This is a genomic window from Streptomyces sp. F63 (genome assembly GCF_018070345.1).
Lineage (GTDB): Bacteria > Actinomycetota > Actinomycetes > Streptomycetales > Streptomycetaceae > Streptomyces.
The window spans coordinates 52,896-77,818 of the sequence record NZ_JAGPXX010000021.1 but is presented as its reverse complement, the minus strand read 5'-3'; the positions used below and the strand labels follow the sequence as shown (position 1 = coordinate 77,818).

Sequence of the window (24,923 nt, the reverse complement as noted above, 5' to 3'; positions counted from 1 at the left end):
CTCGCCCGTGCCGTGGGCGTGCCCGTCCCGCGCGTGGTCGCTCCCCGGGTGCCCTTCCCCGCCGTCTCCCCCCGGCCCGGTCTCCCGCGGGCCGGGCTCTCCCCGGCCGCGGGGCGCCCGCCCGGGTGGGCCCGGCCGCTGTCCGCCCCGTGCCCGGGCGCCGTACGAGCCGGGCCCGTGCCCCTCGCGTACCGCCTCGCCGGGACGGGCTTCCCCCACCGGCGGGGAGCCTCCCGGCCGTGGCGCTCCCGCGCCCTGCCCGGCTGCTCCGCTCCCCCCGGCCGCTGCGGCGCGTGACTGCTCCATCGGGTCCTCCAGTGGTTCCCCGGAACGATAGGCGGACCAGTCGGCGCGTCAAAGATCCGGGACGTCGGGTAAGGTAAGGCTTACCTGCAAACGATCGCGTTGAGTTGGTGGTCCCCGCATGTCCGTGGCACCGGCCGTCCCGGCCCTCTCGCACCACCCCGTGGCGGGGGCCTACGCCCGGCTCGCCGAGGCGCTCCCCACCGTGCGGCTGCTGGAGGGCGCTCCGCGCTCGGGCGGTGGCTGGGTCACCGCCCGCGAGCTGGCGTCGGGCGGCCCGGCCCTCGACGCCTGTCTGGCCGCCGAAGAAGCGGAGATCATCCGCAACTACGGGCGGCCGGCCCGGCCGGATGTGACCGCCGGTTTCGCACTGCACCGCTACGCCTGGTCGGCGTGCCTGCTCGTCACGGTTCCGTGGTTCCTGCTGCGCCGCGTGCCGCGACTGACGCCCGGTGAGGTGTCGTTCCATCGCGGACAGGGCCGGTGGACCGCGCGGATCCGGGAGTTCGCGTGCCTCCCGGACGATCCGGCGGCCGGACTGCCGGGTGCCCGGGTGGTCAGCGGCGAGGACGCGCTGCGGGCCGAGGTGCGCGGGGCGCTCGCCGAGCATCTGGAACCGGTGCTGGAGGGCTTCCGCCCCCGGATGCGGCGCGGGCCGCGCGCCATGTGGGGCATGGCCACCGACGAGATCGTCGAAAGCCTCTGGTACACCGGCCACCTGCTCGGTGAGGAACGCCGGGCGATCACGGAGCTGGAGGCGCTGCTGCCCGGCGCCACGAAGCCGTTCGTCGGCGCTCCGTCCTTCCGCGAGCTGACCGGGCCCGCCGGGGAGGCCCTGTCCACCCGCGACCGGGCGAGCTGCTGCATGTTCTACACCCTGCGGCCGGAGGACACCTGCGTCACCTGCCCGCGCACCTGCGACGCGGAGCGCGTGGCACGGCTCAGCGGCGCCTGACCGCACGGGCGCCGCGCCGGTCCCGTAACCGGCCGGCACCCTCGCCGCGGCCGCCGCCGTCACGGCGATCACAGCGGCCTGTCCGGGCAAGGCATCGGACAAACCCTCACGCCGGGGAACGAGCCCCCGACCCCAGGGGCGCCTTCCGCCTTCCGCCTTCCGCCTTCCGCCTTCCGCCTTCCGCCTTGTGTCCACATGATCAGACGATTCGATCGGTTCTGATCATGTAGGCATATCTTCGATCGCGTCTTCTGCCCATTGCCGATCCGTTGCCCGGAATCGCCCTGGGGCCATCACCGCTTCCGCCAAGATGTCGCGGGCAAGACCGCACGCGATTCGGCACGGGCGGGACGGAAGCGAGGCGAGGGGCCCGAGATGAGACTGACGGACATGGCGCTGAACTGGGTGTTGCCGGGCGCGGTGTTGCTCGTCGGCATCGCGGGCGCGGCGGTGGTCCTCGCCCGCGGCCGGCGCTCGGCGGCCGGGGATGAGGGCAAACTCACCGACTCCTGGGAGCGCAGCGAGGAACGCCGGCGGCGCAAGGAGGCCTTCTACGGCTCCGCCTCGTACATCCTGCTGTTCTGCTGTGCCGCGGTCGCCGCCGCCCTCTCCTTCCACGGCCTGGTCGGCTTCGGCCGGCAGAACCTCAACCTCTCCGGCGGCTGGGAGTATCTGGTCCCCTTCGGGCTCGACGGCGCGGCGATGTTCTGCTCGGTCCTGGCGGTGCGGGAGGCCAGCCACGGTGACGCGGCCCTTGGCTCCCGGCTGCTCGTCTGGACGTTCGCCGGCGCGGCGGCCTGGTTCAACTGGGTGCACGCCCCCCGCGGCCTCGGCCACGCGGGCGCCCCGCAGTTCTTCGCCGGGATGTCCCTGTCGGCCGCGGTCCTCTTCGACCGGGCGCTCAAGCAGACCCGCCGGGCGGCGCTGCGCGAGCAGGGTCTCGTCCCGCGGCCGCTGCCGCAGATCCGCGTCGTCCGCTGGCTGCGCGCCCCGCGCGAGACCTTCGCCGCGTGGTCGCTGATGCTGCTGGAGGGCGTGCGCTCACTGGACGAGGCGGTCGACGAGGTCCGTGAGGACCGGCGCCAGAAGCAGCAGGACCGGCAGCGCCGGCGGGACGAGGAGAAGCGCGAGCGCGCCCGCATCAAGGCCCTCCACCGGCAGCACCGGGTGTGGGGGCGGGTCCGGGGCGGCCGCCAGGTCGAGCTGCCCGGGCTGCTGCCGGCCGGCACCGCCCAAGCCGGCTCGGAGCCCGCCAGAGCGGAGGGACAGCCGGCAGCACTCCCTTCCTCCTCCGCGGACTCCCCGGCGGCCGGCGGCCCGCTCCTGCAGGCCGTCCGCGTCGACCGGACTGACGCCCCCGAAAGCTCCGGATCCCCCTCCGGCGCCGGCGCCGACCCGCGCGGCGGACGTACGGAGCGCGCACCCCGGACCGTCGACCTCACGGCGGAGGACGACACCCTGACAATTCCCCGCCTCGACTCCCTGGAGCGAAAACTCCAGGATCTGGAGCAGCAGTTCGGCTGACGGGGCCGGCGGTGCCGGACACCCGGGACAGGGCAATGCCCGGCACCGCCGGGAGTACGGTGCCGGGCATTCAGGGGAGGACGTTCGCGCGGTGGAGATCCGCGGCGCAACAGTCACTGACAGGTGATTTCCCCGGGGTCTTTCCTTACATGTCATGTATCCCGCTTTTCACGCGATTGCCGTAACTACGGGAGAGGCCGGACCGGGGCCTGCCCGCCGCAGCCCTCACCACCCGCCCACGCCGCGGGACGGGCGGCGGCCCGGTGACCCGGGGCGCCGCGGTGCCCCGCGCGCGGCAGCAGCATCCGGAGGAGCGGCACCGCCGACCGGAGGAAGCCCGGACGGGCGGGTCAGTCCTCCCAGACGGCGGCGGCCGTCCGGTCGTCCGCGTAGCCCTTCACCCGGAGCTGCACATCGGACAGATACGCGGCGAGACCCGGCGCCGGGGACACGGCCCAGCGCGCCGCCAGCAGGCCGGCCAGCGCGGGCTCGCCCCGCAGCGGGTCCGCGAGCCCGGGGGTGCACAGCAGCAGGGTGTCCCCCGGGCGGGCCACCGAGGCGCGGAAACGGAAGGGTGCCACGGCGGGGCCGCCGGGTTCACCGGCACGGCCCGGGCCGCGCATGCCCAGATCCACGGTGAGCCGGCCGGAGGGCCGTCGGCGGCCCGCGGCTGCGCGGGCACCCGGGGCTCCAGGTCCTGCCATTCACCGTCCCGCAGCCGGAACAGCCCGCCCCCGCCGAGGCCGAAGAACACCCGGGTGCGGCACGCCGGATCGACGGGGAGCAGCAGGCAGCGCAGGCCCGAGGTGTACGCGGCGGGGTCCGGGCCCAGCTCCGCGGCCCGCGCCCGCAGCCTGCCGTACGCACGGTCCGTCAGCCGGTGCAGCCCCGACTTGAGCACGTCGCGCCGCCCCTCCCTGATGTCCTCGGCAAGCCGGCCGTGGGCCCGTCCGACGGCTTCGGCGACCCACCGGCAGACGTCGGCGGCCGCCCGGTGGGCGTCCCCGGCGGCCCGCCCGCCGGTGGCCGTGGCGATCAGCAGCAGCGCCTGGTCGCCACGGCCGAACCGCACCGTCAGCAGCGCGTCCCGCCGCGGCTCGCCCCGGTACCGCGCGGAGTCGCCGCGCAGGGAGGCCGCCCGCAGCGTCATCGTGCCGTAACGGGCGCCGTCCAGGACCGTGTCCGGGACGAGGCCGGCCAGGTCTCCGGGGTCGGCCTCGGGCAGAGCCGTCGGCTCGCCCTGGTACGTGGGCGGGCGTTCGCCGACGTACCCGGGCTCCGCTCCGGCGCGCGGGTTCCCTCCGGCGCCCCCGGCTTCGGTGCTCCTCGTTCCGGCACCCCCGGCTCCGGGGCTCCTCGTTCCGGGGCTCCCGGCTCCGGGGCTCCCGGCTCCGGGGCTCTCGTGCCGCCCGCCGTAGCCGGCGGCCTCGCTGCCGTCGCGCCGAAGCATGCCCGCTGCCACATGTCCTCCATCGGTCCGCGCCGCCGCCCCGGTCGGGACCGGGGCGGGATCGGCCGGTGCCCCGGCCGGTGTGCTCTGCGCGCTCTCGTCGTTCCCGGTGCCCCGGGTGGCGCTCCGGATGTCCGGCCCGGACCGGTCGTTCCCCCACAGCGGCACCGCGACGCCGCGTGAACCGGAAGCCGCACCGTCTGCTGCGCCGGACTCGCCGTCCGGGCGGCCCTCCGTGCTGCCTTCCGGGCCGCTTCCCGGGCCGGCCTGCGACGCAGCGTACGGCTGTCCCGCTCGTGGCTGCGCCGCGGCGGACGCCGGGGTGTTGCGCCGACGGTCCCCCACCGCGCCTTCCGGCGCGGCCCGTTCACCCTCACCGTCCCATGACTCCGGCGGGTCGAGCGGCGGCTCCCATGGGGCGCGCGGAGGCGTCATGGAGCGCATCGGGCGAACGTCCCCGGGGGCCGGCGCCGGGTCGGGGAGCTCTTCAGCCGGTTCCGGGGCCCGCGGGCGTCCCCCCGCCCGTTCGGAGCGGGGCCGCACGGCCGGCGGGCCGGGTGGCACCGGCTCGGCGACGGGCGGCTGCTGCACCCGGGGCCGGGGCCGCCAGGGACCCGGCGGCTCCGGAGTGCCCGGTTCGGAGACGGCCCCTTCCGAGTCCGAGGCGGCCGGTTCGGGGAAGGCCCCTTCCGCGGGTGCCGGTTCGGGGCCCGCCACCTCCGCGGAGGCCGGTTCAGGGACGGCCCCCTCCGCGGAGGCCGGTTCACGGACGGACCCCTCCACGGAGACCGGTTCGGGGCCCGCCACCTCCGCGGAGGCCGGTTCACGGACGGACCCCTCCGCGGAGGCCGGTTCGGGAGCGGCGGCCTCCGGCGGGGTCCGCGCGGGGCGAGCAGGCTCCGGCTCGGCCGGCGCGGATCCGGTCGGCCCAACGGCCTCCGACCAGGAGGGAGTTCCCGGAGGCGTCGTGTCCGGTGGCTGCCACGGTGCGCCGGGGCCGGGCGCGGACGGGGGTGTGGGCTGCGGTGTGGCGGGTTTCCGGGAGGGCTCGGCACGGTCCCCGGAGGCCGCCCGTCCGGTGACGGGCCAAGGGGTGGCCGGGGTGCTGAACCACCATTCGTCCGGCGCGGACTCCGTGGCGGGCGGGGGCGCGGTGGCCGTGTCCTGCGGGCCTCCGCTCCCGGTCCCTCCGGTCTCCCGGTGCGGGGGCGGGCCCTGCGGCCGCGGCGGGTCCGTCCACTGCTCCGGAGCGGCGAACTCGGCGGGAGCGGGCGCCTCCGTGCCGGCACCCGCGGAGTCACGGGCGGCTGCCGCTTCGGTGCCGGAGCCCGAGTGGGCGGCGGGGTCTCCGGCGGCGTCAGCGGCGTCTGCCTCCGTGCGGCCGGTGATGCCGGACCCGGCCCGGTGACCGGGGCCGCGGGTGCGGCGGCCGGTGGGGGCGGTGCCGCCCGTTCCCTCGGCGGGGGCGGCGCTGCCGGTGCTCGGACCGGGGGCGGATCCCTCATCCGGAGCGGGTGGGATGCCGCCGGCGCGGCCCGTGGTCCGGGGATCGCCGTGGGCGAAGCCCCGGGAGGCGAACCATCCGGGGCGGGCGTCTCCCCCGGCCGGGCTTCCCCCACCGGATTCCCCCCGGGCCGGTCCCGGGTGGGCCGGCGGTGGTCCGACCGCGCGGGAGGCCGAGTCGAAACGGTCGTCCAGGGAGTCGTCCGCCGCGGCCGGTCCCGCGTCCGGTTTCTCCTCGCCGTACAACTCGCGCCACCACACGTCCTCGTGGCTGTTCCGCTCCCCGTACTGACTCATGCCCATATGGTCCATCCTGCCCGCCCGGGACGAGGGGCGCGCGCGTTCCGCGTCCGCCCGGACGGCGGTCCGGCCGGTCCGGTCCGGTGGGCGGTGGCGGGGAGTGGTGGCAGGGAGGGGCGGGGTGCGGGGATGATGTGCCGGTACGGGAGGGGAGACATGCCGGGTGCAGCAGATCTGGACGAGGGTCACGCGTCCGCGTACCGCACGCTCGTCGCACTGGGCGGCGCCGAACCGGCCGAGCTGGCGGCCCGGTTGACGCTCCCGGAGGAAGACGCCGTGAGGATGCTGCGACGACTGGAGTGGCACGGGCTGGCGGTACGCTCGCCGGCCCGCCCCGGCCGGTGGCTGGCGGCCGGGACGGCGCGTCCGGGTGTCCCCGGGACTCCGCGGCCGCGGCCGCCCGTTGCCGAGGTGCGGACGGACCGGCCGGCCGGGGGAGCACGGCGGCACGGGGCCACCTGTCCCGGTCGGCTCGACGGACCCGACGGAACGGGGCCGGGCGGACCGGACGGACCGGGGCCGGACGGACCGGGGCCGGACGGACCGGGGCCGGACGGCCCCGGCCGCCGGGCCGGGCCGCAGGCGGCCGGGGCCGCGGACGGAGCGGGCGCGGAGCCCGCCCGGCCCTCCGCACGGAACCCCGCCGACGGGCCGGACGCCATGGATCTGCGCATCCTGTCCCTGCTGCTCGCAGGGCTGACCGACGCGAGCGCCGCGAAGCAGCTGGACCTCGGGCTGCGCACCGTTCAGCGGCGGGTGAAACGGCTGATGGAGATCGCCGGGGTCTCCACGCGGCTCCAGCTGGGCTGGCACGCCTGCGAACGCGGCTGGCCGGCCCGGCTCCCCGGAACCGGACCAGCGGACGCCGGCTCCGGCCGGGGCACCGTCGCCGACGCCACGGCCGGGGCCGGGGCCGGGGCCGGGGCCGGGGCCGGGGCCGGGGCCGGACCGCGCAACGGGAGCCGGGCCGGGGCGGGTCCCGTGTCCGGAGCCGGGACCCGCGCGGGGTCCGCGCCAGGGCGGCGGACGCCGGGCGAAGAGCCCGTCCCCGGCCGTCCGCCGCCCGTCGCCGACAGCTGACCCGGCCGCCCGGCCGGCACCGTCGCCGTGACCAGCCCGGACACCGCCGGGCTCAGCCCGGACACCGCCGGGCCCGGCCCGGACACCGCCGGGCCCGGCCCGGACACCGCCGGGCCCGGCAGCGCACGACCGGTGCGGCGGGTTTCGCCGCGCCGCCACCGCACCGCCCGGACACGCGCCCGTGCGGCACCGCGTCCGTGCGGGGCCGGTTGCGGACGCCCACGCGGGCCCACGGTCCGGTGCGCGTCCGGGGATCAGCGGGCCCGGTACGGGGCGGTCAGGGCTGCGTACCGCGCTTGCGCTGCTGCACCAGGTGCCTGCCGAGTGCCTGCCGCTGCTTCCAGACGCGGCGGCGCTCGGCCCGCAGCCGGGCGTCCGTGCGCGAGGCGATCCACTCGTTCTCGCGGATCAGCTTGCGGTAGCTCTCCAGCCGGCGCTCCGGCAGTGCGCCGTCCGCGAGCGCGGCGAGGACCGCACAGCCCGGTTCGGCGGTGTGCGCGCAGTCGTGGAACCGGCAGTCGCGCGCGAGTTCCTCGATCTCCGAGAAGACCTGCGCGACTCCGTCCTCGGCGTCCCACAGACCGACTCCGCGCAGCCCGGGGGTGTCGATGAGGACACCCCCGCCCGGCAGCGGAAGCGGCAGCAGGTCGCGGGTGGTGGTGGTGTGGCGGCCCTTGCCGTCGCTGTCGCGGATGGTCCGCACGGCCTGCGTCTCGCTGCCCAGCAGGAAGTTGGCGAGCGTGGACTTGCCCGCGCCGGACTGGCCGAGAAGGACGGTGGTGCCGCCGGCGACGGCGGCCGCCAGGACGTCCATGCCGTCACCGGCCGCCGCGCTCACCGTCAGCACGGAAACGCCCGGAGCCGTCGACTCCACGTCCGTCACCAGGTGGGCGAGCGTGGCCGGGTCCGGTACGAGGTCCGCCTTGGTGAGCACGACGAGGGGCTGGGCGCCGCTCTCCCAGGCGAGGGCGAGGAAGCGCTCGGCCCGGCCGAGGTCGAGCTCGGCCGCGAGGGAGACCGCGATCAGGACGTGGTCCACGTTGGCCGCGAGGACCTGGCCGTCGGACCGCTTCGAGGACGTGGAGCGCAGGACGGCCGTACGGCGCGGCAACAGGGCCCGTACGGCGCGGTCGTCCGGGTCGTAGGCGATCCAGTCACCGGTGCAGGCCCAGCGGGTGGGGTCCGGGTCGGAGACGGGGCCGAGGTCCGCCCTGACGGTGCGGAGCCCGGCGGCGCCGTCGGAAGCGGCCCCCGGACCGGCCGGGGCCGTCCCGCCGGCCCCGGACCCGGACCCGGTGCCGGCATCGGCATCGATGCCGGTGCCGGTGCCGGTGCCGGTGCCGGTGCCGGTGCCGGTGCCGGTGCCGGGAACGACGACATCGCACAGCCCCCGGTCCACGCGGACGATCCGGCCGGGCAGCAGCCCGTCCGCCGCGTACGGGGCGAAGCTCTCGGCGAAGGCCGCGTCCCAGCCGTAGCGGGTGAGAGGGGACGCGGACGGAGCCGAGTGGGACGACGGGAAGGAAGAAGAGAGGTGATGCGCTTGCTGACGCAACGGGATGACCCTTCACGGAAGCGGTCCCGGCTGCGGGTGCGCAGGGGCGCCGGCGCTCCGAAGCGCCGTGAGGCCCTGCTGGATGTGGTGTGAACCGTCAGCCGGTGACCGCGGGGGTGGGATTGCTGGACTTCGGGACTCGGGCAGCGCCCGTCACAACGACCGTCGTCATCACAGTCCTCACCTCCCCTTGCGTGCACGCGCGTCCGGCACCCGCGGCTGTCCGCCGCCGTCCGGTTCACCGGTCACTCTAAGCCCGGGCGGAAGAGGGCGCCAGCCGTTTTCCCGCCCGCGGGCCGGGGCGGACACCCCGCACACCCCGCACGCCGTGCCCGGCCCCGGTGGCCGCGCCCGGCCTCAGCCCCGATGGCTGCGCCGTCCCGGCTCCGTGTCGGCCGCCGGCGGCTTTCTCGGGCCCGGGGGCTCACCGCGCCCCGGCTCGCCCCCGGGGGCCGGTCCTCCACCGCCCTCCGGCCGCGCCGTCCCCTCCGTCGCCTCCGTCGCCTCCGTCCGCGCCGGCTTCCCCGCGTCCGCGGTCTCTCCGCCCTCCGTACCGCCGCGTTCCTCCCCCGCGCCCCGCTCCTTGCCGCCGCGCCCCCGCAGGGTGTGCAGCGGGCCGTGCAGCCGGGAGCGGATGTCGTCCGGGGGCAGGAAGCGGGCCCAGCGTTCGGGGAACTCGGGCGGGGGCTCGCGGTCCGGGCCGTCCTCCCGCTCGTCCCAGCCGTCGTCCGCCTCGTCCGGCTCGGAGCGCCCGCCCGCCTGCCCGCGGGCCGCGCGTTCGGCCTCCGCGCGGGCGACGATCTCGGCGGCCTCCTGCTCCCGCAGCCGCAGGTTCCGCTCACGCGCCGCGGCGGTGGCGACGGACGGCCAGACCCGGTCGATCGCGGCGTTGACCGCCGCGCCCACGAGCACCGCGAAGGCGGAGACACCGATCCACAGCAGGACGGCAACCGGCGCGGCCAGCGAGCCGTAGATGGTGGGGCCCTCCACGGTGCTGCTGAGGTAGAGCCGCAGCAGGAAACTGCCGAGCACCCACATGGCGAGGGCGACCAGGGCTCCGGGGATGTCCTCCACCCAGGGGGAGCGCACCGGCACCGACACGTGGTACAGCGTGGTGAGGAAGACGACCGACAGCACCAGCACGACCGGCCAGTAGAGCACCTGCACGACCGCCGTGCTCCACGGCACGATCTCGATGACGGTGTCCGGCCCGGCGATCATCAGCGGCAGCACCACCGCCCCGATCACCAGGGCGACCAGGTACAGCAGGAAGGCCAGCAGCCGGGTCTTCACGATTCCCCGGTGCCCGTCCAGCCCGTACATGACGGTGATGGTGTCGATGAAGACGTTGACCGCCCGGGAGCCGGACCACAGGGCGAGCGCGAAACCCAGCGAGATGACGTCGGGGCGGCCGCCGCGGGTCACGTCGTCGAGCAGCGGCCGGATGATCTGCTCGACGCCCCGGTCGGAGAGCACCGTGCGGGACGCCGTGAAGATGTTGTGCCGGATGGCCTCGATGGTCTCGGTGCCGATCCAGGCGTCGAGGTAGCCGAGCAGCCCGATCAGGCCGAGCAGCAGCGGCGGCAGGGAGAGCAGGGTGAAGAACGCCGCCTCGGCCGCGAGCCCGAGAATGCGGTATTCGATGCCGGAGTTGACGGTGTCCTTCAGCAGCAGCCAGGCCACTTTGCGCTTGGAGACGTGGGGATACAGGGCGCGGGCCCTGCGCAGACGGCTCTGGCGCCGCTCGGGGGATGACTCGGCTGCTTGCACCCGCTTAACGTATCCGGCATGGCAGCCACCACACACACCGTGACCAACCAGGCTCCGCCGCTGGTCGGATATGACGTTTTCGCCGCGGACGCGGTGCTCACGGAAGGCGTCGCCCGCTACGCGGCGCCCGAGCGGCTGGAGGAGATCCGCACCGGGCTCGGCGAGCTGGGCCGGGCCGCCGGCTCCTCCCAGGCGCAGCGGTGGGGGACGCAGGCCAACGAGCACCGCCCGGTGCTGCGCACCCACGACCGGTACGGCAACCGGCTGGACGAGGTGGAGTTCCACCCGGCCTACCACCGGCTGCTGGGCCACGCCGTCTCCGCCGGGCTCACCGGCGCCTGGTCCCGCCCCGACGGCCATCTGCGGCGGGCGGCGGGGTTCATGCTGTGGTCGCAGGTGGACGCCGGGCACGGCTGCCCGGTGTCGATGACGCACGCCGCCGTGCCGGCGCTGCGTGCCGACCCGGAGCTGGCGGCGGAGTGGGAGCCCCGGCTGACCTCGGACGCGTACGAGCCGGAGCTGCTGCCGCCGGGCGGCAAGCCGGGGGCGCTGTTCGGCATGGGGATGACGGAGAAGCAGGGCGGTTCGGACGTCCGCGCCAACACGACGGTCGCGGAGCCGCTCGCCGAGGAGGGGGCGTACACCCTCACCGGGCACAAGTGGTTCTGCTCGGCCCCGATGTCGGACGGCTTCCTGGTGTTGGCGCAGGCGCCCGGCGGCATCACCTGCTTCCTGCTGCCCCGGGTGCTGCCCGACGGCAGCCGCAACACCTTCCGGCTGCAGCGGCTCAAGGACAAGCTCGGCAATCACTCCAACGCCTCCGCGGAGGTCGAGTTCGACGGCACCACCTGGGTGCGCCGGGTCGGCGAGGAGGGGCGCGGGGTGTCGACGATCATCGGGATGGTCGCGGCGACCCGGGTGGACTGCGTCATCGGTTCCGCGGCGCTGATGCGCCAGGCCGTCGCCCAGGCCGTGCACCACGCCGCGCACCGCGGCGCCTTCGGCGGGCTGCTGATCGACAAGCCGCTGATGCGCAACGTGCTGGCCGACATGGCGCTGGAGTCCGAGGCGGCGACGACCCTGGGCCTGCGGCTGGCGGCCGCCATGGACTCGGGTGACGAACGGGACCGGCTCCTGCTGCGCCTCGCCGTCCCGGCCGCCAAGTACTGGGTGACGAAGCGGGCCACGGTGCTCGCCGCGGAGGCGCTGGAGTGCCTGGGCGGCAACGGCTACGTGGAGGAGTCCGGCATGCCGCGGCTGCTGCGCGAGGCCCCGGTCAACTCGGTGTGGGAGGGCTCCGGCAACATCCAGGCGCTCGACGTGCTGCGGGCCCTGCGGCGCGAGCCGGAGGCGCTCAACGCCTTCCTCGCGGAGGTCGGCCGGGCCCGGGGCGCCGATCACCGGCTGGACGGTGCCATCAAGGACCTGCTCTCCGAACTGGCAGATCTGGAGGGCGTCGAGGGCCGGGCGCGGCGCCTGGTGGAGCGGATGGCGCTGGTGCTGCAGGGCTCGCTGCTCGTCCGGTACGCGCCGCCGGAGACCGCCGACGCCTTCTGCGCCTCCCGGCTGGGCGGGGACTGGGGCGGCGCGTTCGGCACCCTGCCGCACACTCTGGACCTGGCCTCCGTGGTGGAACGGGCCCGGGTGCGGGTCTGAGCGCCGGTGGGCCGGGGCGGGGCGGGCCCGGGGGGCCGTTCCGGTTGCGGGCGGGAGCCGTGACGTGCCGGAGCCGTGACGCGCCGGGAACCGTGACGCGCCGCACGCGGGCCGGGCATCCGGGCGGGCGGTCCGGGGCGCCGTGCCCGGGCCGCCGGTGTGACGCGCGGGCGGGGCCCGGGCCGCGGGGGAACGGGCTGCCGCCCCGGGGTCCGGCCCGGCAGCGGTCGGACCGGCTTCGGCCGGACCGGCTTCGGCCGGGGGCCGGCTCGGGGGAGGCCGGCCCCGGGCTGCGGGGAGCGGGGCCGCCGGCCCCGGCCCCGCTCCGGGTCGCCGGGGAGAGCGTGACCCGGAGCGTGGAGCGGTGGGTGGTGCTGCGCCGTCACGGCACCACCCCCGCCGCGGGAACGCCGCCGCTGCGAACACCCCAGTGCGCGTCGGGCGGCGTCACCCCACTGTGCTGCGCCGCGCGGCCGGGTACAAAGGTTGCAGAGGTTGCGGCGGTTCACAGCATTCGGGCCAAGTGGTGTGCTGGACGAGCCGGTTGGACGGCACCATGAGGGAAGCCGCCCTTCCACCGGTGCCACTGCCGCCACCGGCCCCCTCCGTGACGGAGACCGCGCCATGAACCACACATCGCAGAAGCCGGCCCCGGCCGCCCCCGGAAGCCCGCGCGAGGCCGCACGGGTGCTCAGCGGTCTCCGCGAGACCGCGCTCACCGGTCTGCGGCCGCCGCCCGCGGCCCACCCGCTCATCGGCGAGTCCTGGATGCGGGTGCTGCGGCTGGGCATGGACCCGGACCGCGGGGCCCCCGCCCGGCTGCTGCCGCTCGACGAGCTCGAGCACCGCCGCCGCACCAGCCCGCTCGCCACCGTCCTCCCGACGCTCCGCGAGGGACTGGTGTCCGTCGCCGACGCGGCGCGGCACATCATGGTGGTCACCGACGCGGACGGCCGGGTGCTGTGGCGGGACGGCAACGCCCGGGTCCGGCTGGAGGCGGACCGGATCGGTCTGGAGCCGGGCTCCTGCTGGGCCGAGGAGTCGGTCGGCACCAACGGCATCGGCACCGCTCTGGTCACGGGCCGGCCGGTGCGGGTGCACTCGGCGGAACACTTCGTCCGCAGCCACCACGCCTGGACCTGCGCCGCCGCCCCGATGCGCGACCCGCGGGACGGGCAGCTGCTGGGCGTGGTGAACGTCAGCGGTCCCGCCGCCACCGTCCACCCGGCGACGGCCCGGCTCGTCGCCTCCGTCGCCCGGCTCGGGGAGAGCGGGCTGCGGGAGCGGCACCTGGAGGCGATCGAGCGGCTGCGGGCCGTCGCGGCGCCCCTGCTGTGCCGGCTGGGCAGCGCCCGCGCCCTGGCGATCGACCGGGCGGGCTGGACGGCCGCGGTCACCGGTATGCCGCCGCCGGGACGGCTGGCGCTGCCGGAGAACTTCGGCGCGGGCAGCCGCCGGCTTCCCGCCCTGGGTCCGTGCACCGTGGAGCCGCTGCCGGACGGCTGGCTGATCCGGCTGGACGGCGGCCCGCTGCCCGGCAGCCGGGAGGCCCCGCCGGTCACGGGTGTGACGCTGGACCTCCGGCGGCCGGGCCGCCCCGCCGTCACGGTCACCGGTGGAACGGGCGACTGGACGCAGCCGCTGAGCCCGCGCCACGCGGAGATGCTGTACGCGCTGGCGTGCCATCCCGCCGGGCGGTCGGCGGCGCAGCTCGCGGCGGACCTGTTCGGGGACCCGTCCAGGACGGTGACGGTGCGGGCGGAGATGTCCCGGCTGCGGCGGACCCTCGCGGGAGTCCTGGACCACCGCCCGTACCGCTTCGCGGACAGTGTGGACGTACGGCTGCTCGCGCCGGAGCACCCCGGTGACCTGCTGCCGCGCTCCACCGCCCCGCTGGTCGTCGCGGCCCGGCGGGCGGCGGACGGCGAGAAGCCGCCGCCACCGCTGCCGGGGGGTTGAGGCCCGGCGGCGGAGCGGGACCGTTCCACCGCGCCGTCCGCGCCGTCCGCGCCGCGCGTGGTGCCGGGGCGGTGCTCACCGTGCCGCCTCCACGGCACGGGCCCCCGGGTCCGGGCCGCGGACGGTACGGCGCGGCCGCCGGGCGCCGGTGCCCGCGGGTTCCGGGCCGCCCCGTACCGCCGTGCGCCCGGCCGCCGGCAGATACGCGGCCGGGCGCGCCGGCGCCCCGGCCGCGGCCCGCGGGGTGGGGCACCACCGCGGCACAGCCGTCCGGGTGGCGCCGGGGCGGCCGCCGCGTCTGTTCGGACCGCCCCTGTCGCCGTGTGCGTGCTCCGCCTCTAGCGTGCGGTGCGGGGGCCGGTCCGGTGCGGCGGCGGAGCGCCGCATCCGAGGGGAGAGGAACGGCGATGGACGGCGGCGAGGGCGGCGGGCGGCCGGCCCCGGGTGCCGGCGCCCGCCGTGCGCGGCCGCGGAGCGGCCTCTGGGGACTGCTGGCCCTGCTCCTCCTGGCCGGGCTCGCGCTGCTGCATCAGGGCACGGACGGTTCCGGCGGTCCGCCGCAGCCCGCGAACGCCGGTGCGCAGGCGCGGAGTTCCCCCGCCGTGCGGGCCGCCGACCCGCTGCCGCGCTCCGAGCCGCGGCGGGTGCGCGTCCCCGCCGTCCGCGTCGACGCGCCCCTGGTGTCCGTCACCACGGACGGCGACGGCTGGATCGAGGCGCCGCCCGCGCGGGAGCGGAACCTCGCCGGCTGGTTCGCGGACGCGGTGACTCCCGGCGAGCGCGGTACGGCGGTGCTGGTGGGGCATGTCGACAACGCGTCCGGGCCCGCCGTCTTCCACCCCCTCGGGGCCGTGCGCCCCGGCATGGACGTCGAAATCCGCCGGGCGGACGGCCGCACCGCCGTGTTCGGGGTCTACCGCGTCGAGGTCGTGGCCAAGGACCCCTTCCCGGCCGAGCGGGTGTATGACGGCACGGGCCACGCGGAGCTGCGGATCCTGACCTGCGGCGGCGAGTACGACGAGAGGAGCGGCTACGCGGGCAACGTCGTCGTCTACGCCCGGCTGACCGGGGTGCGCTGAGCCCGGGCCCGGCCCGGGCGCCGCGGTCGCGGCGTGATGGGATGGCGCCATGAGCAGCGTCACCGTGACCACCTGGTATCTGGAGCAGACCTCGGCCGGCGATCTGGTGCCCGCCGCGGCGCCGGCGGACGGGCGGGTGCCGCGCGTCGAGCGGGCGGAGGTCCCCTCCCCCGAGTTCAGCCGCTTCCTCTACACGGCGGTGGGCGGCGACGTGACGTGGACGGACCGGCTCGGCTGGTCGTACGCCCGCTGGCGGGAGTTCCTCGGCCGGCCCGGTGTCGAGACCTGGGTGGCGTACGAGCGGGGCACTCCGGCCGGGTACATCGAGCTGGAGGCGCAGCAGGACGGGGTGGTGGAGATCGTCTATTTCGGCCTGATCCCGTCCTTCCGCGGCCGCCGCATCGGCGGGCACCTGCTGAGCCTCGGCACGGCGCGCGCCTGGGACCTCGCGGTGCGGTGGCCGGGGCTCGCCCCGACGCGGCGGGTGTGGGTGCACACCTGCAGCAAGGACGGCCCGTACGCACTGGACAACTACCGGCGGCGCGGCTTCCGGCTGTACGACACGCGCACCGCGGAGGAGCCCGCGACGCCGCCTCCCGGCCCGTGGCCCGGGGCTTTCTGAGCCGGCTCCGGCGGCTCCGGCGGCTCCGGCCGCACCCCGGCGGCCCGGGCCGCCCTGCCGGTGGCCTCGGTGGCCCCGGCCGGGGGGCGGAAGCCGGTGCGGCAGACCGGCCGGCCGAAGCAGCCGCCGGCGGGCGGCGGTTGGGGTTCCGGCGGCCGGCGGGGCCCGCGCGGTGCGATGCCCCCGGTGGCGTGCGGCGCTCCCGGAAGCCGCCGCACCGCGCCGATCCGGCCGCCGGCCGACGCCATTCGGACACCCGGGCCGCCGCCCGAGCCGTGACACCGACCACACAGTCCACACTTCGAAACAATGTTGTCCAAATAATGGATAGCGATGGACTGCCCCGAGAGTGCCGTGGCACGCTTCTCGGCATGTCTGAAGCTGGAATTGCCTTGGTGAGTCGGCGCCACGTCGATCTCTGCCGCATGTCCAGCGCCATCTGTCCGGCGGGCTGACAGTCCCAGCACCACCGCGCCCCTCGCCGTCCCCGTTCCCGCGGACGCGCGAACACCCCTGACCGCCACGGCTTTCCGGGCTCCCCCGTGCCGAGCGGCTGATTCCTGCCGCGCCGCAGGTCAGCAGGGGTTCCTCTGTGCACTTTGCCGCTTCCGGCCCCAACGGCGGGAGGCATTCTCCCCCGTGTCTCCCCCTGAGCAGCCCGAGAAGGACACCACCGCCATGGCCGCCACCTCAGAACGCGCCAGTACCGCCACGACCCGCCGGAAGGCCGGCCGCCACCGCGGCGAGGGCCAGTGGGGCGTCGGGCACCACACCCCGCTCAACGGCAACGAACAGTTCAAGAAGGACGACGACGGTCTCAATGTGCGGACACGCATTGAGACGATCTACGCCAAGGCCGGTTTCCACTCCATCGACCCCACCGACCTCCGCGGCCGGATGCGCTGGTGGGGCCTGTACACCCAGCGCCGCCCCGGGATCGACGGCGGCAAGACCGCCGTCCTGGAGCCCGAGGAGCTGGAGGACCAGTACTTCATGCTGCGGGTCCGCGTCGACGGCGGGCGCCTGACGACCGCTCAGCTACGCGCCGTCGGCGAGGTGTCGGAGGCTTACGCCCGCGGCACCGCCGACATCACCGACCGGCAGAACATCCAGCTGCACTGGGTCCGCATCGAGGACGTCCCCGCCATCTGGGAGAAGCTGGAGGCGGTCGGGCTGTCGACCACCGAGGCGTGCGGCGACTGCCCCCGCGTGATCATCGGCTCCCCGGTGGCCGGCATCGCCGCCGACGAGATCATCGACGGGACCCCCGCCGTCGAGGAGATCCACCGCCGCTACATCGGCAGCAAGGAGTTCTCCAACCTGCCGCGCAAGTTCAAGACGGCGGTCTCCGGCTCCCCCGTCCAGGACGTCGTCCACGAGATCAACGACATCGCCTTCGTCGGCGTCGACCACCCCGAGCACGGCCCCGGCTTCGACCTCTGGGTCGGCGGCGGGCTCTCCACCAACCCCAGGCTCGCCCAGCGCCTCGGCGCGTGGGTGCCGCTGAACGAGGTCCCCGACGTGTGGGCCGGGGTCACCGGCATCTTCCGCGACTACGGCTACCGCCGCCTCCGCAACCGCGCCCGGCTGAAGTTCCTCGTCGCCGACTGGGGCACCGAGAGGTTCCGGCAGGTCCTGGAGGACGAGTACCTCAAGCGGAAGCTGACGGACGGCCCCGCCCCGCCCGAGCCCTCCACACAGTGGCGCGACCACGTGGGCGTCCACCGGCAGCGCGACGGCCGCTACTACGTCGGCTTCGCCCCGCGCGTCGGCCGCGTCGACGGCGCCACCCTCACCCGGCTCGCCGACCTGGCGGCCGCCCACGGCTCGGACCGGCTCAACACCACCGTCGAGCAGAAGCTGATCATCCTGGATGTGGCGGAGGACCGGATCGACTCCCTCGTCTCCGGTCTGGAGGACCTCGGCTTCCAGGTCAGCCCCTCGCCGTTCCGGCGCGGCGTCATCGCCTGCACCGGCATCGAGTTCTGCAAGCTCGCCATCGTCGAGACCAAGGCGCGCGGCATCTCCCTCATCGAGGAACTCGAGGCCCGGATGCCGGACTTCGAAGAGCCGGTGACCATCAACATCAACGGCTGCCCCAACGCCTGCGCCCGGATCCAGACCGCCGACATCGGCCTCAAGGGCCAGCTGATGCTGGACGCCGACGGCAACCAGGTCGAGGGCTACCAGGTGCACCTCGGCGGCTCCCTCGGCTTCGACGCCGCCTTCGGACGCAAGGTCCGCGGCCTCAAGGTCACCTCCGCCGAACTCCCCGACTACGTCGAGCGGGTGCTGCGCCGCTTCGAGAAGCAGCGCGAGGACGGCGAGCGGTTCGCCACCTGGGCGGCGCGCGCCTCCGCGGAGGACCTGTCATGAGCGGCCGCGCCGCGCCGTTCCACTGCCCGTACTGCGGGGACGAGGACCTGCGGCCCTCCGAGGAGGGCCACGGCGCCTGGGAGTGCGGGTCCTGCGCCCGCGCCTTCCGACTGTCCTTCCTCGGGCTGCTCTCCCGCCCGCGCACCGGCCACCACGAAGGGGGAACCACCGCATGACCACCGCATCCTCGCCCCACTACACCACCACCGAGCTCCGCGCCCTCGCCGAGCAGGGCGCGGCCGAGTTCGCCGACGCCGGTCCCGAGGAGGTGCTGCGCTGGGCCGCCGGCACCTTCGGCAGCCGCTTCTGCGTCACCTCCTCGATGGAGGACGCGGTCGTCGCGCATCTGGCGTCCCGCGTCCAGCCGGGCGTGGACGTGGTGTTCCTCGACACCGGCTACCACTTCCCCGAGACCATCGGCACCCGCGACGCCGTGGCCGCCGTCATGGACGTCAACGTGATCAGCGTGACGCCCCGGCAGACCGTCGCCGAGCAGGACGCCGAGTACGGGCCGAAGCTGCACGACCGCGACCCCGACCTGTGCTGCGCCCTGCGCAAGGTGGCCCCCCTCGAAGAGGGACTGGCGGGCTACGACGCCTGGGCCACCGGGCTGCGCCGCGACAACGGCCCCACCCGGGCCGCCACCCCGGTCGTCGACTGGGACGCCAAGCGCCAGAAGGTCAAGATCTCGCCGATCGCCACCTGGACCCAGGCCGATCTGGACGCCTACGTCGCCGAGCACGGCGTGCTCACCAACCCGCTGCTGACGGACGGCTACCCCTCGATCGGCTGCGCCCCCTGCACCCGGCGCGTCAGGCCCGGCGAGGACGTCCGGGCCGGCCGCTGGGCGGGCCGCGGCAAGACCGAGTGCGGACTGCACACCTGATGAGCGATCACCCGGCGGAAGCCGCGGACCGAGCAGGGCCCGGGGTGAACCGGGGAGAAGGGCGCCGAGGAGGAGGGCCGAGCATGACCACCACGACCGAGGCGGACGGGGCCGCCGGGCCGGACGGACCGACCGCACCCGCCGCGAGCAGGGGCGGCACGGACAGCACGGGCGGCACGGACGCAGCCGGAGCGGCGGGAGCCGCCGGGATCGCCGGAACCGCCGGCAGCCCGTTCGCCCTGTCGCACCTGGACGCGCTGGAGTCGGAGGCCGTGCACATCTTCCGCGAGGTGGCGGGCGAGTTCGAGCGGCCGGTGATCCTCTTCTCCGGCGGCAAGGACTCCATCGTCATGCTCCACCTGGCGCTGAAGGCGTTCGCCCCCGCCGCCGTCCCGTTCGCGCTGCTCCACGTGGACACCGGGCACAACTTCCCGGAGGTGCTGGACTTCCGCGACCGCACCGTCGCCGAGCACGGGCTGCGCCTGCACGTGGCGTCCGTCCAGGAGTTCATCGACGCGGGCAGGCTCCGCGAGCGCCCCGACGGCACCCGCAACCCGCTGCAGACCGTCCCGCTGCTGGACGCCATCGAGCGGAACCGCTTCGACGCCGTCTTCGGCGGCGGCCGGCGCGACGAGGAGAAGGCCCGCGCCAAGGAGCGCGTCTTCTCCCTGCGCGACGAGTTCGGCGGCTGGAACCCGCGCCGCCAGCGCCCCGAGCTGTGGCAGCTCTACAACGGCCGCCACTCCCCCGGCGAGCACGTCCGCGTCTTCCCGCTCTCCAACTGGACCGAGCTGGACGTGTGGCAGTACATCGCCCGGGAGAAGATCGAACTCCCCGCCATCTACTACGCGCACGAGCGGGAGGTCTTCGCCCGCAACGGCATGTGGCTCGCCCCCGGCGCGTGGGGCGGGCCGAAGGACGGCGAGCGGACCGAGACCCGCAGGGTGCGCTACCGCACGGTCGGTGACATGTCCTGCACCGGGGCCGTGGACTCCGGCGCGGACACCATCGAGGCCGTCATCGCCGAGATCGCCGCCTCCCGGCTCACCGAGCGGGGCGCCACCCGCGCCGACGACAAGCTGTCCGAGGCCGCCATGGAGGACCGCAAGCGCGAGGGGTACTTCTAACCATGAGCAGCACCGACACGCCCGCCACCGGCACACCCGCCACCGCCGACCCCGCGGCCGCCGAGGCGGGGCCGGCCGCCGCCGGCGAGGCCGCCACCCTGCTGCGGTTCGCCACCGCCGGCAGCGTCGACGACGGCAAGTCCACCCTGGTGGGCCGGCTCCTGCACGACTCCAAGTCCGTCCTGGCCGACCAGCTGGAGGCCGTTGAGCACGCTTCCCGCAGCCGCGGCCAGGAGGCCCCCGACCTCGCCCTGCTGACGGACGGGCTGCGGGCGGAGCGCGAGCAGGGCATCACCATCGACGTGGCCTACCGCTACTTCGCCACCCCGCGCCGCCGGTTCATCCTCGCCGACACCCCCGGCCATGTGCAGTACACGCGCAACATGGTCACCGGGGCGTCCACGGCCGAGCTGGCCGTCGTCCTCGTCGACGCCCGCAACGGCGTGGTGGAGCAGACCCGCCGGCACGCGGCCGTGGCCGCGCTGCTGCGCGTGCCGCACGTCGTCCTCGCCGTCAACAAGATGGACCTCGTCGGCTACGAGGAGTCCGTCTTCGCCCGGATCGCCGAGGAGTTCACGGCCTACGCCGCCGCGCTCGGCGTCCCGGAGATCACCGCGATCCCGATCTCCGCCCTGGCCGGTGACAACGTGGTGACACCCTCCGCCACCATGGACTGGTACGGCGGCCCGACCGTCCTGGAGCACCTGGAGACGGTGCCCGTCACCGACGACCCGTCCGGCGACCCGGTGCGCTTCCCCGTCCAGTACGTCATCCGCCCGCAGACCGCCGGGCACCCCGACTACCGGGGCTACGCGGGCCAGCTGGCGTCCGGCGTGCTGCGGGTGGGCGATCCGGTGACCGTGCTGCCCTCCGGCCGCACCAGCACCGTCACGGCCATCGACGCGCTCGGGGAGAACGCGGACGCGGCCTGGTCCCCGCAGTCCGTCACCGTCCTCCTCGCCGACGACCTCGACATCTCGCGCGGCGACATCATCGTCACCACCGCGACCGCCCCGGCCGTCACCCGGGACGTCGAGGCGACCGTCTGCCATCTGCACGACCGGCCGCTGGCCGTCGGCGACCGGGTGCTGCTCAAGCACACCACCCGCACCGTCAAGGCGATCGTCAAGGACATCCCGTCCCGGCTGGCGCTCGGCGAGCCCGACGAGCACGGCGGCCTCGCGCGGCACCCGGCGCCCGGCGAGCTGGCGGCCAACGACATCGGCCGGATCGTGCTGCGCACCTCCGAGCCGCTCGCCCTCGACGCCTACGCCGACTCGCGCCGCACCGGATCGTTCCTCCTGATCGACCCGGCGGACGGCACGACGCTGACGGCGGGCATGGCGGGCGACGCGTTCCCCGAGTCCGCGCACGCCGCCGCGCACGCCGCCGCGCGGGCGGCACGGGCCGCGGACGGCGCGGCGGGCGACGGCGGATGGGACTTCTGACCGTGGCCACCGCGACCCGCCCCGCCACCGAGAGCTGGTCGACCTTCGCCAAGGAGGGCGGCCGGATCGGCAGCGGCGCCCTCGGCAGCGGCGAGGGCGGCGTCGGGCGATGTGCCCGCGGCTGAGCGGCCGCCCCCGCGCACCGCGCCGTCCCGTTCCGCGCCGCACCGCACCGTCCGTTTCCGCCGCCCCGCCGGGCGCACCGCCACCCCGCGCCGAGCCCGGCCGCCCACCGAGAGGAACCCCTCCCGTGCCTGCCGACCGCCCCGCCCCGGCCCGGGGGCCGCGCCGCCGCACCCGCCGGCGGCAGCGTCCCCGGCACCGGTACGCCACCGCGGCCGTCGCCGCCGCGCTCGCCGCGCTGATGACCGTCGCGCTCGGGGCCTGCGGCTACGGCTCCCGGGCCGAGGCCGGCGGCGTCGCGAAGGTGCGGCCGCACGGTGAGCGCACCGGCGGGCTGGAGGAGATCCGGCTCGGCTACTTCGCCAACGTCACCCACGCCACCGCGCTCGTCGGCGACCGGGAGGGCTTCTTCCAGAAGGAGCTGGGCGGGACGAGGGTGACCTCGCAGGTGTTCGGCGCCGGCCCGTCCGCCGTCGAGGCGCTCAACGCGGGATCCGTGGACATCGCCTGGCTCGGCCCCTCGCCCGCCGTCAACGGCTACACCAGGTCCGGCGGCCGGAACCTCCGGATCATCTCCGGCTCGGCCTCCGGCGGGGTCTCCCTCGTCGCGCACCCCGGCCGGGTGAGCGGCCTCGGCGACCTGCGCGGCAAGCGGATCGCCACCCCGCAGCTCGGCAACACCCAGGACGTCGCCCTGCTCAACTACCTGACCCGGAAGGGCTACCGGGTCGACCCGGACAGCGGCGAGGGCGAGGTCACCGTGGTCCGCATCGACACCAAGGAGACCCCGGCCTTCTTCCGGCGCGGTGACGTGGACGCCGCGTGGGTGCCGGAGCCGACCGCGTCCCAGCTCGCCGCCCGGGGCGGCCGGGTGCTGCTGGACGAGCGGGAACTGTGGGAGGACGGCCGGCACGCCATCACCACCATGGTCGTCTCGCAGCGGTTCCTCACGGAGCACCCGGAGGCGGTGGAGGCCGCGCTGCGCGGCTCGGTGAGGACCAACGCCTGGATCAGGAGCCATCCGGAGGAGGCCAAGGCCGCGCTCAACACCGCGCTGGAGCGGCAGGGCGGCCAGGCTCTGCCGCCCGCGGTGCTCGACCCGGCGTTCGAGCACATCGAGGTGCTCGACGACCCGCTCGCCGCCACCCTCGTCCGCCAGGCCGGCCACGCCGTGCGGGCCGGGCTGCTGGAGAAGCCCGAGCTGCGCGGCCTCTGCGACCTGAGGCTCCTCAACAAGGTGCTGGCGGAACGGGGCGCGCGGAAGGTCTCCGCCGCCGGCCTGGGCACCGGCTGAGCGGCCCGGGCCCGCACCGCCACAGCCGGCCGGCCCGCACGGCCCGCTCAGCCCGCTCAGCCCGCTCAGCCCGCTCAGCCCCGAACCGCCGACAGCGGCGCGGTCCACCGCAGCACCGGCCGCCGCAGCACCACCCACCGCAGCGACGAACCCGTCCCCCGGAGGTGACACCGATGGCCACCGCACTCCTCGCGCCGCACACCGAGGCCCCGGCCGACCACGCAGTACGGCTCGATCACGTGTCCAAGTCGTTCGGCCGCGGCGGCGGCCGCCAGCCGGTCCTGGACGACATCAGTCTCGATGTGGCGAACGGCGAGTTCGTCTGTCTGCTGGGCGCGTCGGGCTGCGGGAAGTCCACGCTGCTCAACCTGGTGGCGGGCCTCGACCGGCCCACCTCCGGGGAGATCGGCGTCCCGCACGGCCGGCCCGCCCTGATGTTCCAGGAGCACGCCCTGTTCCCGTGGCTCACCGCCGGACGCAACATCGAACTGGCCCTGCGCCTGCGGGGTGTGCCCAAGGCGGACCGCCGCCCGGAGGCCGAGCGGCTGCTGGAGCTGGTCCGGCTGCGGGGCGCGTACGGCAAGCGGGTGCACGAGCTCTCCGGCGGCATGCGGCAGCGGGTGGCGCTGGCCCGGGCGCTGGCGCAGGACAGCAATCTGCTGCTGATGGACGAGCCGTTCGCGGCCCTCGACGCCATCACCCGCGATGTGCTGCACGAGGAGCTGACCCGGATCTGGACCGAGACGAACCTTTCCGTCCTCTTCGTCACCCACAACGTGCGCGAGGCGGTGCGGCTCGCACAGCGCGTGGTGCTGCTGTCCTCCCGCCCCGGCCGGATCGCCCGGGAGTGGCGGGTGGACATCCCGCAGCCGCGCCGGATCGAGGACGCGGGCGTGGCCCGGCTCTCCGTGGAGATCACCGAACAGCTGCGGGGGGAGATCCGCCGGCATGGCCAGCACTGACACCCGGGGCGGCGCGGACGGCACCGGGGGTGACGCTTCGTCCCCGTCGCCCTCCTCCGCCACCGGGAACGGCTCCCCGAACAGCTCCGCCAACGACCTGGAGGGGCTGGAGGCCGGGCTCGACGCCCTGGAGACGCACACCGCGTCCCGGGTGCCGCTCGGCCGGCTGCTGCTCGGCAAGGTGCTGCCGCCGGTCGTCGCGATCGTGACCGTGCTGGCGCTGTGGCAGCTCGCGTACGCCCTGGAGATCAAGCCGCACTACCAGCTGCCCGGCCCGCTGGACGTCTGGAACGCCCTGGCCGAGGAGTGGTACAAGGGCACGATCCTCGGCGTGGTGTGGAACAGCGTCTCCCGGGGCGCGCTGGGCTTCGCCGCCTCACTGGCCATCGGCACCCCGCTGGGCCTGCTCGTCGCCCGGGTGAAGCCGGTACGGGCGGCGCTCGGCCCGATCCTGTCCGGGCTGCAGTCGCTGCCGTCGGTGGCCTGGGTGCCCGCGGCCATCATCTGGTTCGGCCTCTCGGACGCCACGATCTACACAGTGGTGCTGCTGGGTGCCGTCCCGTCGATCGCGAGCGGCCTGGTCGCGGGCGTGGACCGGATCCCGCCGCTGTATCTGCGGGCCGGGCAGGTCATCGGCGCCACCGGGCTCAGGGGCGTCCGGCACGTCCTGCTGCCCGCCGCGATGCCCGGCTACATCTCCGGCCTCAAACAGGGCTGGGCGTTCTCCTGGCGCGCGCTGATGGCGGCCGAACTGATCGCCAAGTCACCGGAGCTGGGCGTCGGACTGGGCCAGTTGCTGGAGACCGGGCGGGTCTACCAGGACATGCCGCTGGTGCTCGGCGCCATCACCCTCATCCTCGTCGTCGGCATCGGCATCGAACTGCTCGTCTTCGCGCCCGTCGAACGCCGCGTGCTGCGCAGCCGCGGCCTGATCGCCGGCGCCCGCTGAAC

20 protein-coding genes are annotated in these 24,923 nt (G+C 75.8%); 17 read left to right on the top strand and 3 right to left on the bottom strand.

The features are described 5' to 3' along the window. The first annotated feature begins 424 nt into the window (after nt 1-424). Both KBZ10_RS20380 and KBZ10_RS20375 read left to right on the top strand, forming a co-directional pair. Entirely contained in the window at nt 425-1,258 is an 834-nt protein-coding gene (locus tag KBZ10_RS20380; RefSeq protein ID WP_210989109.1) for a (2Fe-2S)-binding protein, read from the top strand. 375 nt (nt 1,259-1,633) lie between these two features. Continuing rightward, nucleotides 1,634-2,782: a DUF2637 domain-containing protein gene (locus KBZ10_RS20375; protein WP_210989108.1), complete on the top strand. Its 1,149-nt coding sequence runs from the start codon at nt 1,634-1,636 to the stop codon at nt 2,780-2,782. Nucleotides 2,783-3,179: 397 nt separating this feature from the next. Here the strand turns inward: KBZ10_RS20375 and KBZ10_RS29625 are convergent, their stop codons facing one another. Then, nucleotides 3,180-4,244, bottom strand: coding sequence for a protein phosphatase 2C domain-containing protein (locus tag KBZ10_RS29625; RefSeq protein WP_374223381.1), 1,065 nt, complete (start codon nt 4,242-4,244; stop codon nt 3,180-3,182). A 1,947-nt stretch (nt 4,245-6,191) separates the two neighbouring features. Between KBZ10_RS29625 and KBZ10_RS29620 the strand changes: the two genes are divergently transcribed. Continuing rightward, nucleotides 6,192-7,115 (top strand): helix-turn-helix transcriptional regulator, encoded by a 924-nt coding sequence (locus KBZ10_RS29620; RefSeq protein WP_247702688.1) that lies wholly within the window; start codon nt 6,192-6,194, stop codon nt 7,113-7,115. Between the two features lie 277 nt (nt 7,116-7,392). Here KBZ10_RS29620 and rsgA read toward each other — a convergent pair whose 3' ends face one another. Both rsgA and KBZ10_RS20355 read right to left on the bottom strand, forming a co-directional pair. Then, nucleotides 7,393-8,670 (bottom strand): ribosome small subunit-dependent GTPase A, encoded by a 1,278-nt coding sequence (gene rsgA, locus KBZ10_RS20360; protein ID WP_247702687.1) that lies wholly within the window; start codon nt 8,668-8,670, stop codon nt 7,393-7,395. Between the two features lie 357 nt (nt 8,671-9,027). Next, nucleotides 9,028-10,440 (bottom strand): YihY/virulence factor BrkB family protein, encoded by a 1,413-nt coding sequence (locus tag KBZ10_RS20355; protein ID WP_307847524.1) that lies wholly within the window; start codon nt 10,438-10,440, stop codon nt 9,028-9,030. A gap of 18 nt (nt 10,441-10,458) precedes the next feature. On the opposite strand from KBZ10_RS20355, the gene KBZ10_RS20350 reads away from it, so the two are divergent. From KBZ10_RS20350 to KBZ10_RS20290, 14 genes are all read left to right on the top strand, one after another. Then, the gene (locus KBZ10_RS20350) at nt 10,459-12,096 is read left to right on the top strand and encodes an acyl-CoA dehydrogenase family protein (RefSeq protein ID WP_210989106.1); all 1,638 of its coding nucleotides are present in this window, start codon (nt 10,459-10,461) and stop codon (nt 12,094-12,096) included. Between the two features lie 624 nt (nt 12,097-12,720). Next, a complete protein-coding gene (locus tag KBZ10_RS20345) occupies nt 12,721-14,055 on the top strand; it encodes a helix-turn-helix domain-containing protein (RefSeq protein WP_210989105.1) in 1,335 nt (444 codons plus the stop codon). Nucleotides 14,056-14,462: 407 nt separating this feature from the next. After that, nucleotides 14,463-15,134 (top strand): class F sortase, encoded by a 672-nt coding sequence (locus tag KBZ10_RS20340; protein WP_210989104.1) that lies wholly within the window; start codon nt 14,463-14,465, stop codon nt 15,132-15,134. A 49-nt stretch (nt 15,135-15,183) separates the two neighbouring features. Then, nucleotides 15,184-15,756, top strand: coding sequence for a GNAT family N-acetyltransferase (locus tag KBZ10_RS20335; protein WP_210989103.1), 573 nt, complete (start codon nt 15,184-15,186; stop codon nt 15,754-15,756). A 323-nt stretch (nt 15,757-16,079) separates the two neighbouring features. Further along, nucleotides 16,080-16,211, top strand: a complete 132-nt coding sequence (locus tag KBZ10_RS30630) for a putative leader peptide (protein ID WP_374223380.1) — start codon at nt 16,080-16,082, stop codon at nt 16,209-16,211. Nucleotides 16,212-16,434: 223 nt separating this feature from the next. Beyond that, nucleotides 16,435-18,132, top strand: coding sequence for a nitrite/sulfite reductase (locus KBZ10_RS20330; protein WP_210989132.1), 1,698 nt, complete (start codon nt 16,435-16,437; stop codon nt 18,130-18,132). Next, nucleotides 18,129-18,308: a hypothetical protein gene (locus tag KBZ10_RS20325; protein ID WP_210989102.1), complete on the top strand. Its 180-nt coding sequence runs from the start codon at nt 18,129-18,131 to the stop codon at nt 18,306-18,308. The genes KBZ10_RS20330 and KBZ10_RS20325 overlap by 4 nt, the downstream gene beginning before the upstream one ends. Then, a complete protein-coding gene (locus tag KBZ10_RS20320) occupies nt 18,305-19,018 on the top strand; it encodes a phosphoadenylyl-sulfate reductase (protein WP_210989101.1) in 714 nt (237 codons plus the stop codon). Before KBZ10_RS20325 ends, KBZ10_RS20320 begins: the two co-directional genes overlap by 4 nt. An 83-nt stretch (nt 19,019-19,101) precedes the next feature. After that, the gene (gene cysD / locus KBZ10_RS20315) at nt 19,102-20,145 is read left to right on the top strand and encodes a sulfate adenylyltransferase subunit CysD (RefSeq protein ID WP_247702686.1); all 1,044 of its coding nucleotides are present in this window, start codon (nt 19,102-19,104) and stop codon (nt 20,143-20,145) included. A 2-nt stretch (nt 20,146-20,147) separates the two neighbouring features. Continuing rightward, nucleotides 20,148-21,593: a sulfate adenylyltransferase subunit 1 gene (locus KBZ10_RS20310; RefSeq protein WP_210989100.1), complete on the top strand. Its 1,446-nt coding sequence runs from the start codon at nt 20,148-20,150 to the stop codon at nt 21,591-21,593. After that, entirely contained in the window at nt 21,581-21,718 is a 138-nt protein-coding gene (locus KBZ10_RS20305) for a hypothetical protein (protein WP_210989099.1), read from the top strand. The genes KBZ10_RS20310 and KBZ10_RS20305 overlap by 13 nt, the downstream gene beginning before the upstream one ends. A gap of 239 nt (nt 21,719-21,957) precedes the next feature. Next, nucleotides 21,958-23,010 carry an ABC transporter substrate-binding protein gene (locus KBZ10_RS20300; protein WP_247702697.1) on the top strand — a complete coding sequence of 351 codons (1,053 nt, stop codon included), beginning with the start codon at nt 21,958-21,960 and terminating at the stop codon, nt 23,008-23,010. Nucleotides 23,011-23,183: 173 nt separating this feature from the next. Beyond that, nucleotides 23,184-23,972: an ABC transporter ATP-binding protein gene (locus KBZ10_RS20295; RefSeq protein WP_210989097.1), complete on the top strand. Its 789-nt coding sequence runs from the start codon at nt 23,184-23,186 to the stop codon at nt 23,970-23,972. Continuing rightward, entirely contained in the window at nt 23,959-24,921 is a 963-nt protein-coding gene (locus KBZ10_RS20290; RefSeq protein WP_210989096.1) for an ABC transporter permease, read from the top strand. The genes KBZ10_RS20295 and KBZ10_RS20290 overlap by 14 nt, the downstream gene beginning before the upstream one ends. Nucleotides 24,922-24,923: the final 2 nt, after the last annotated feature.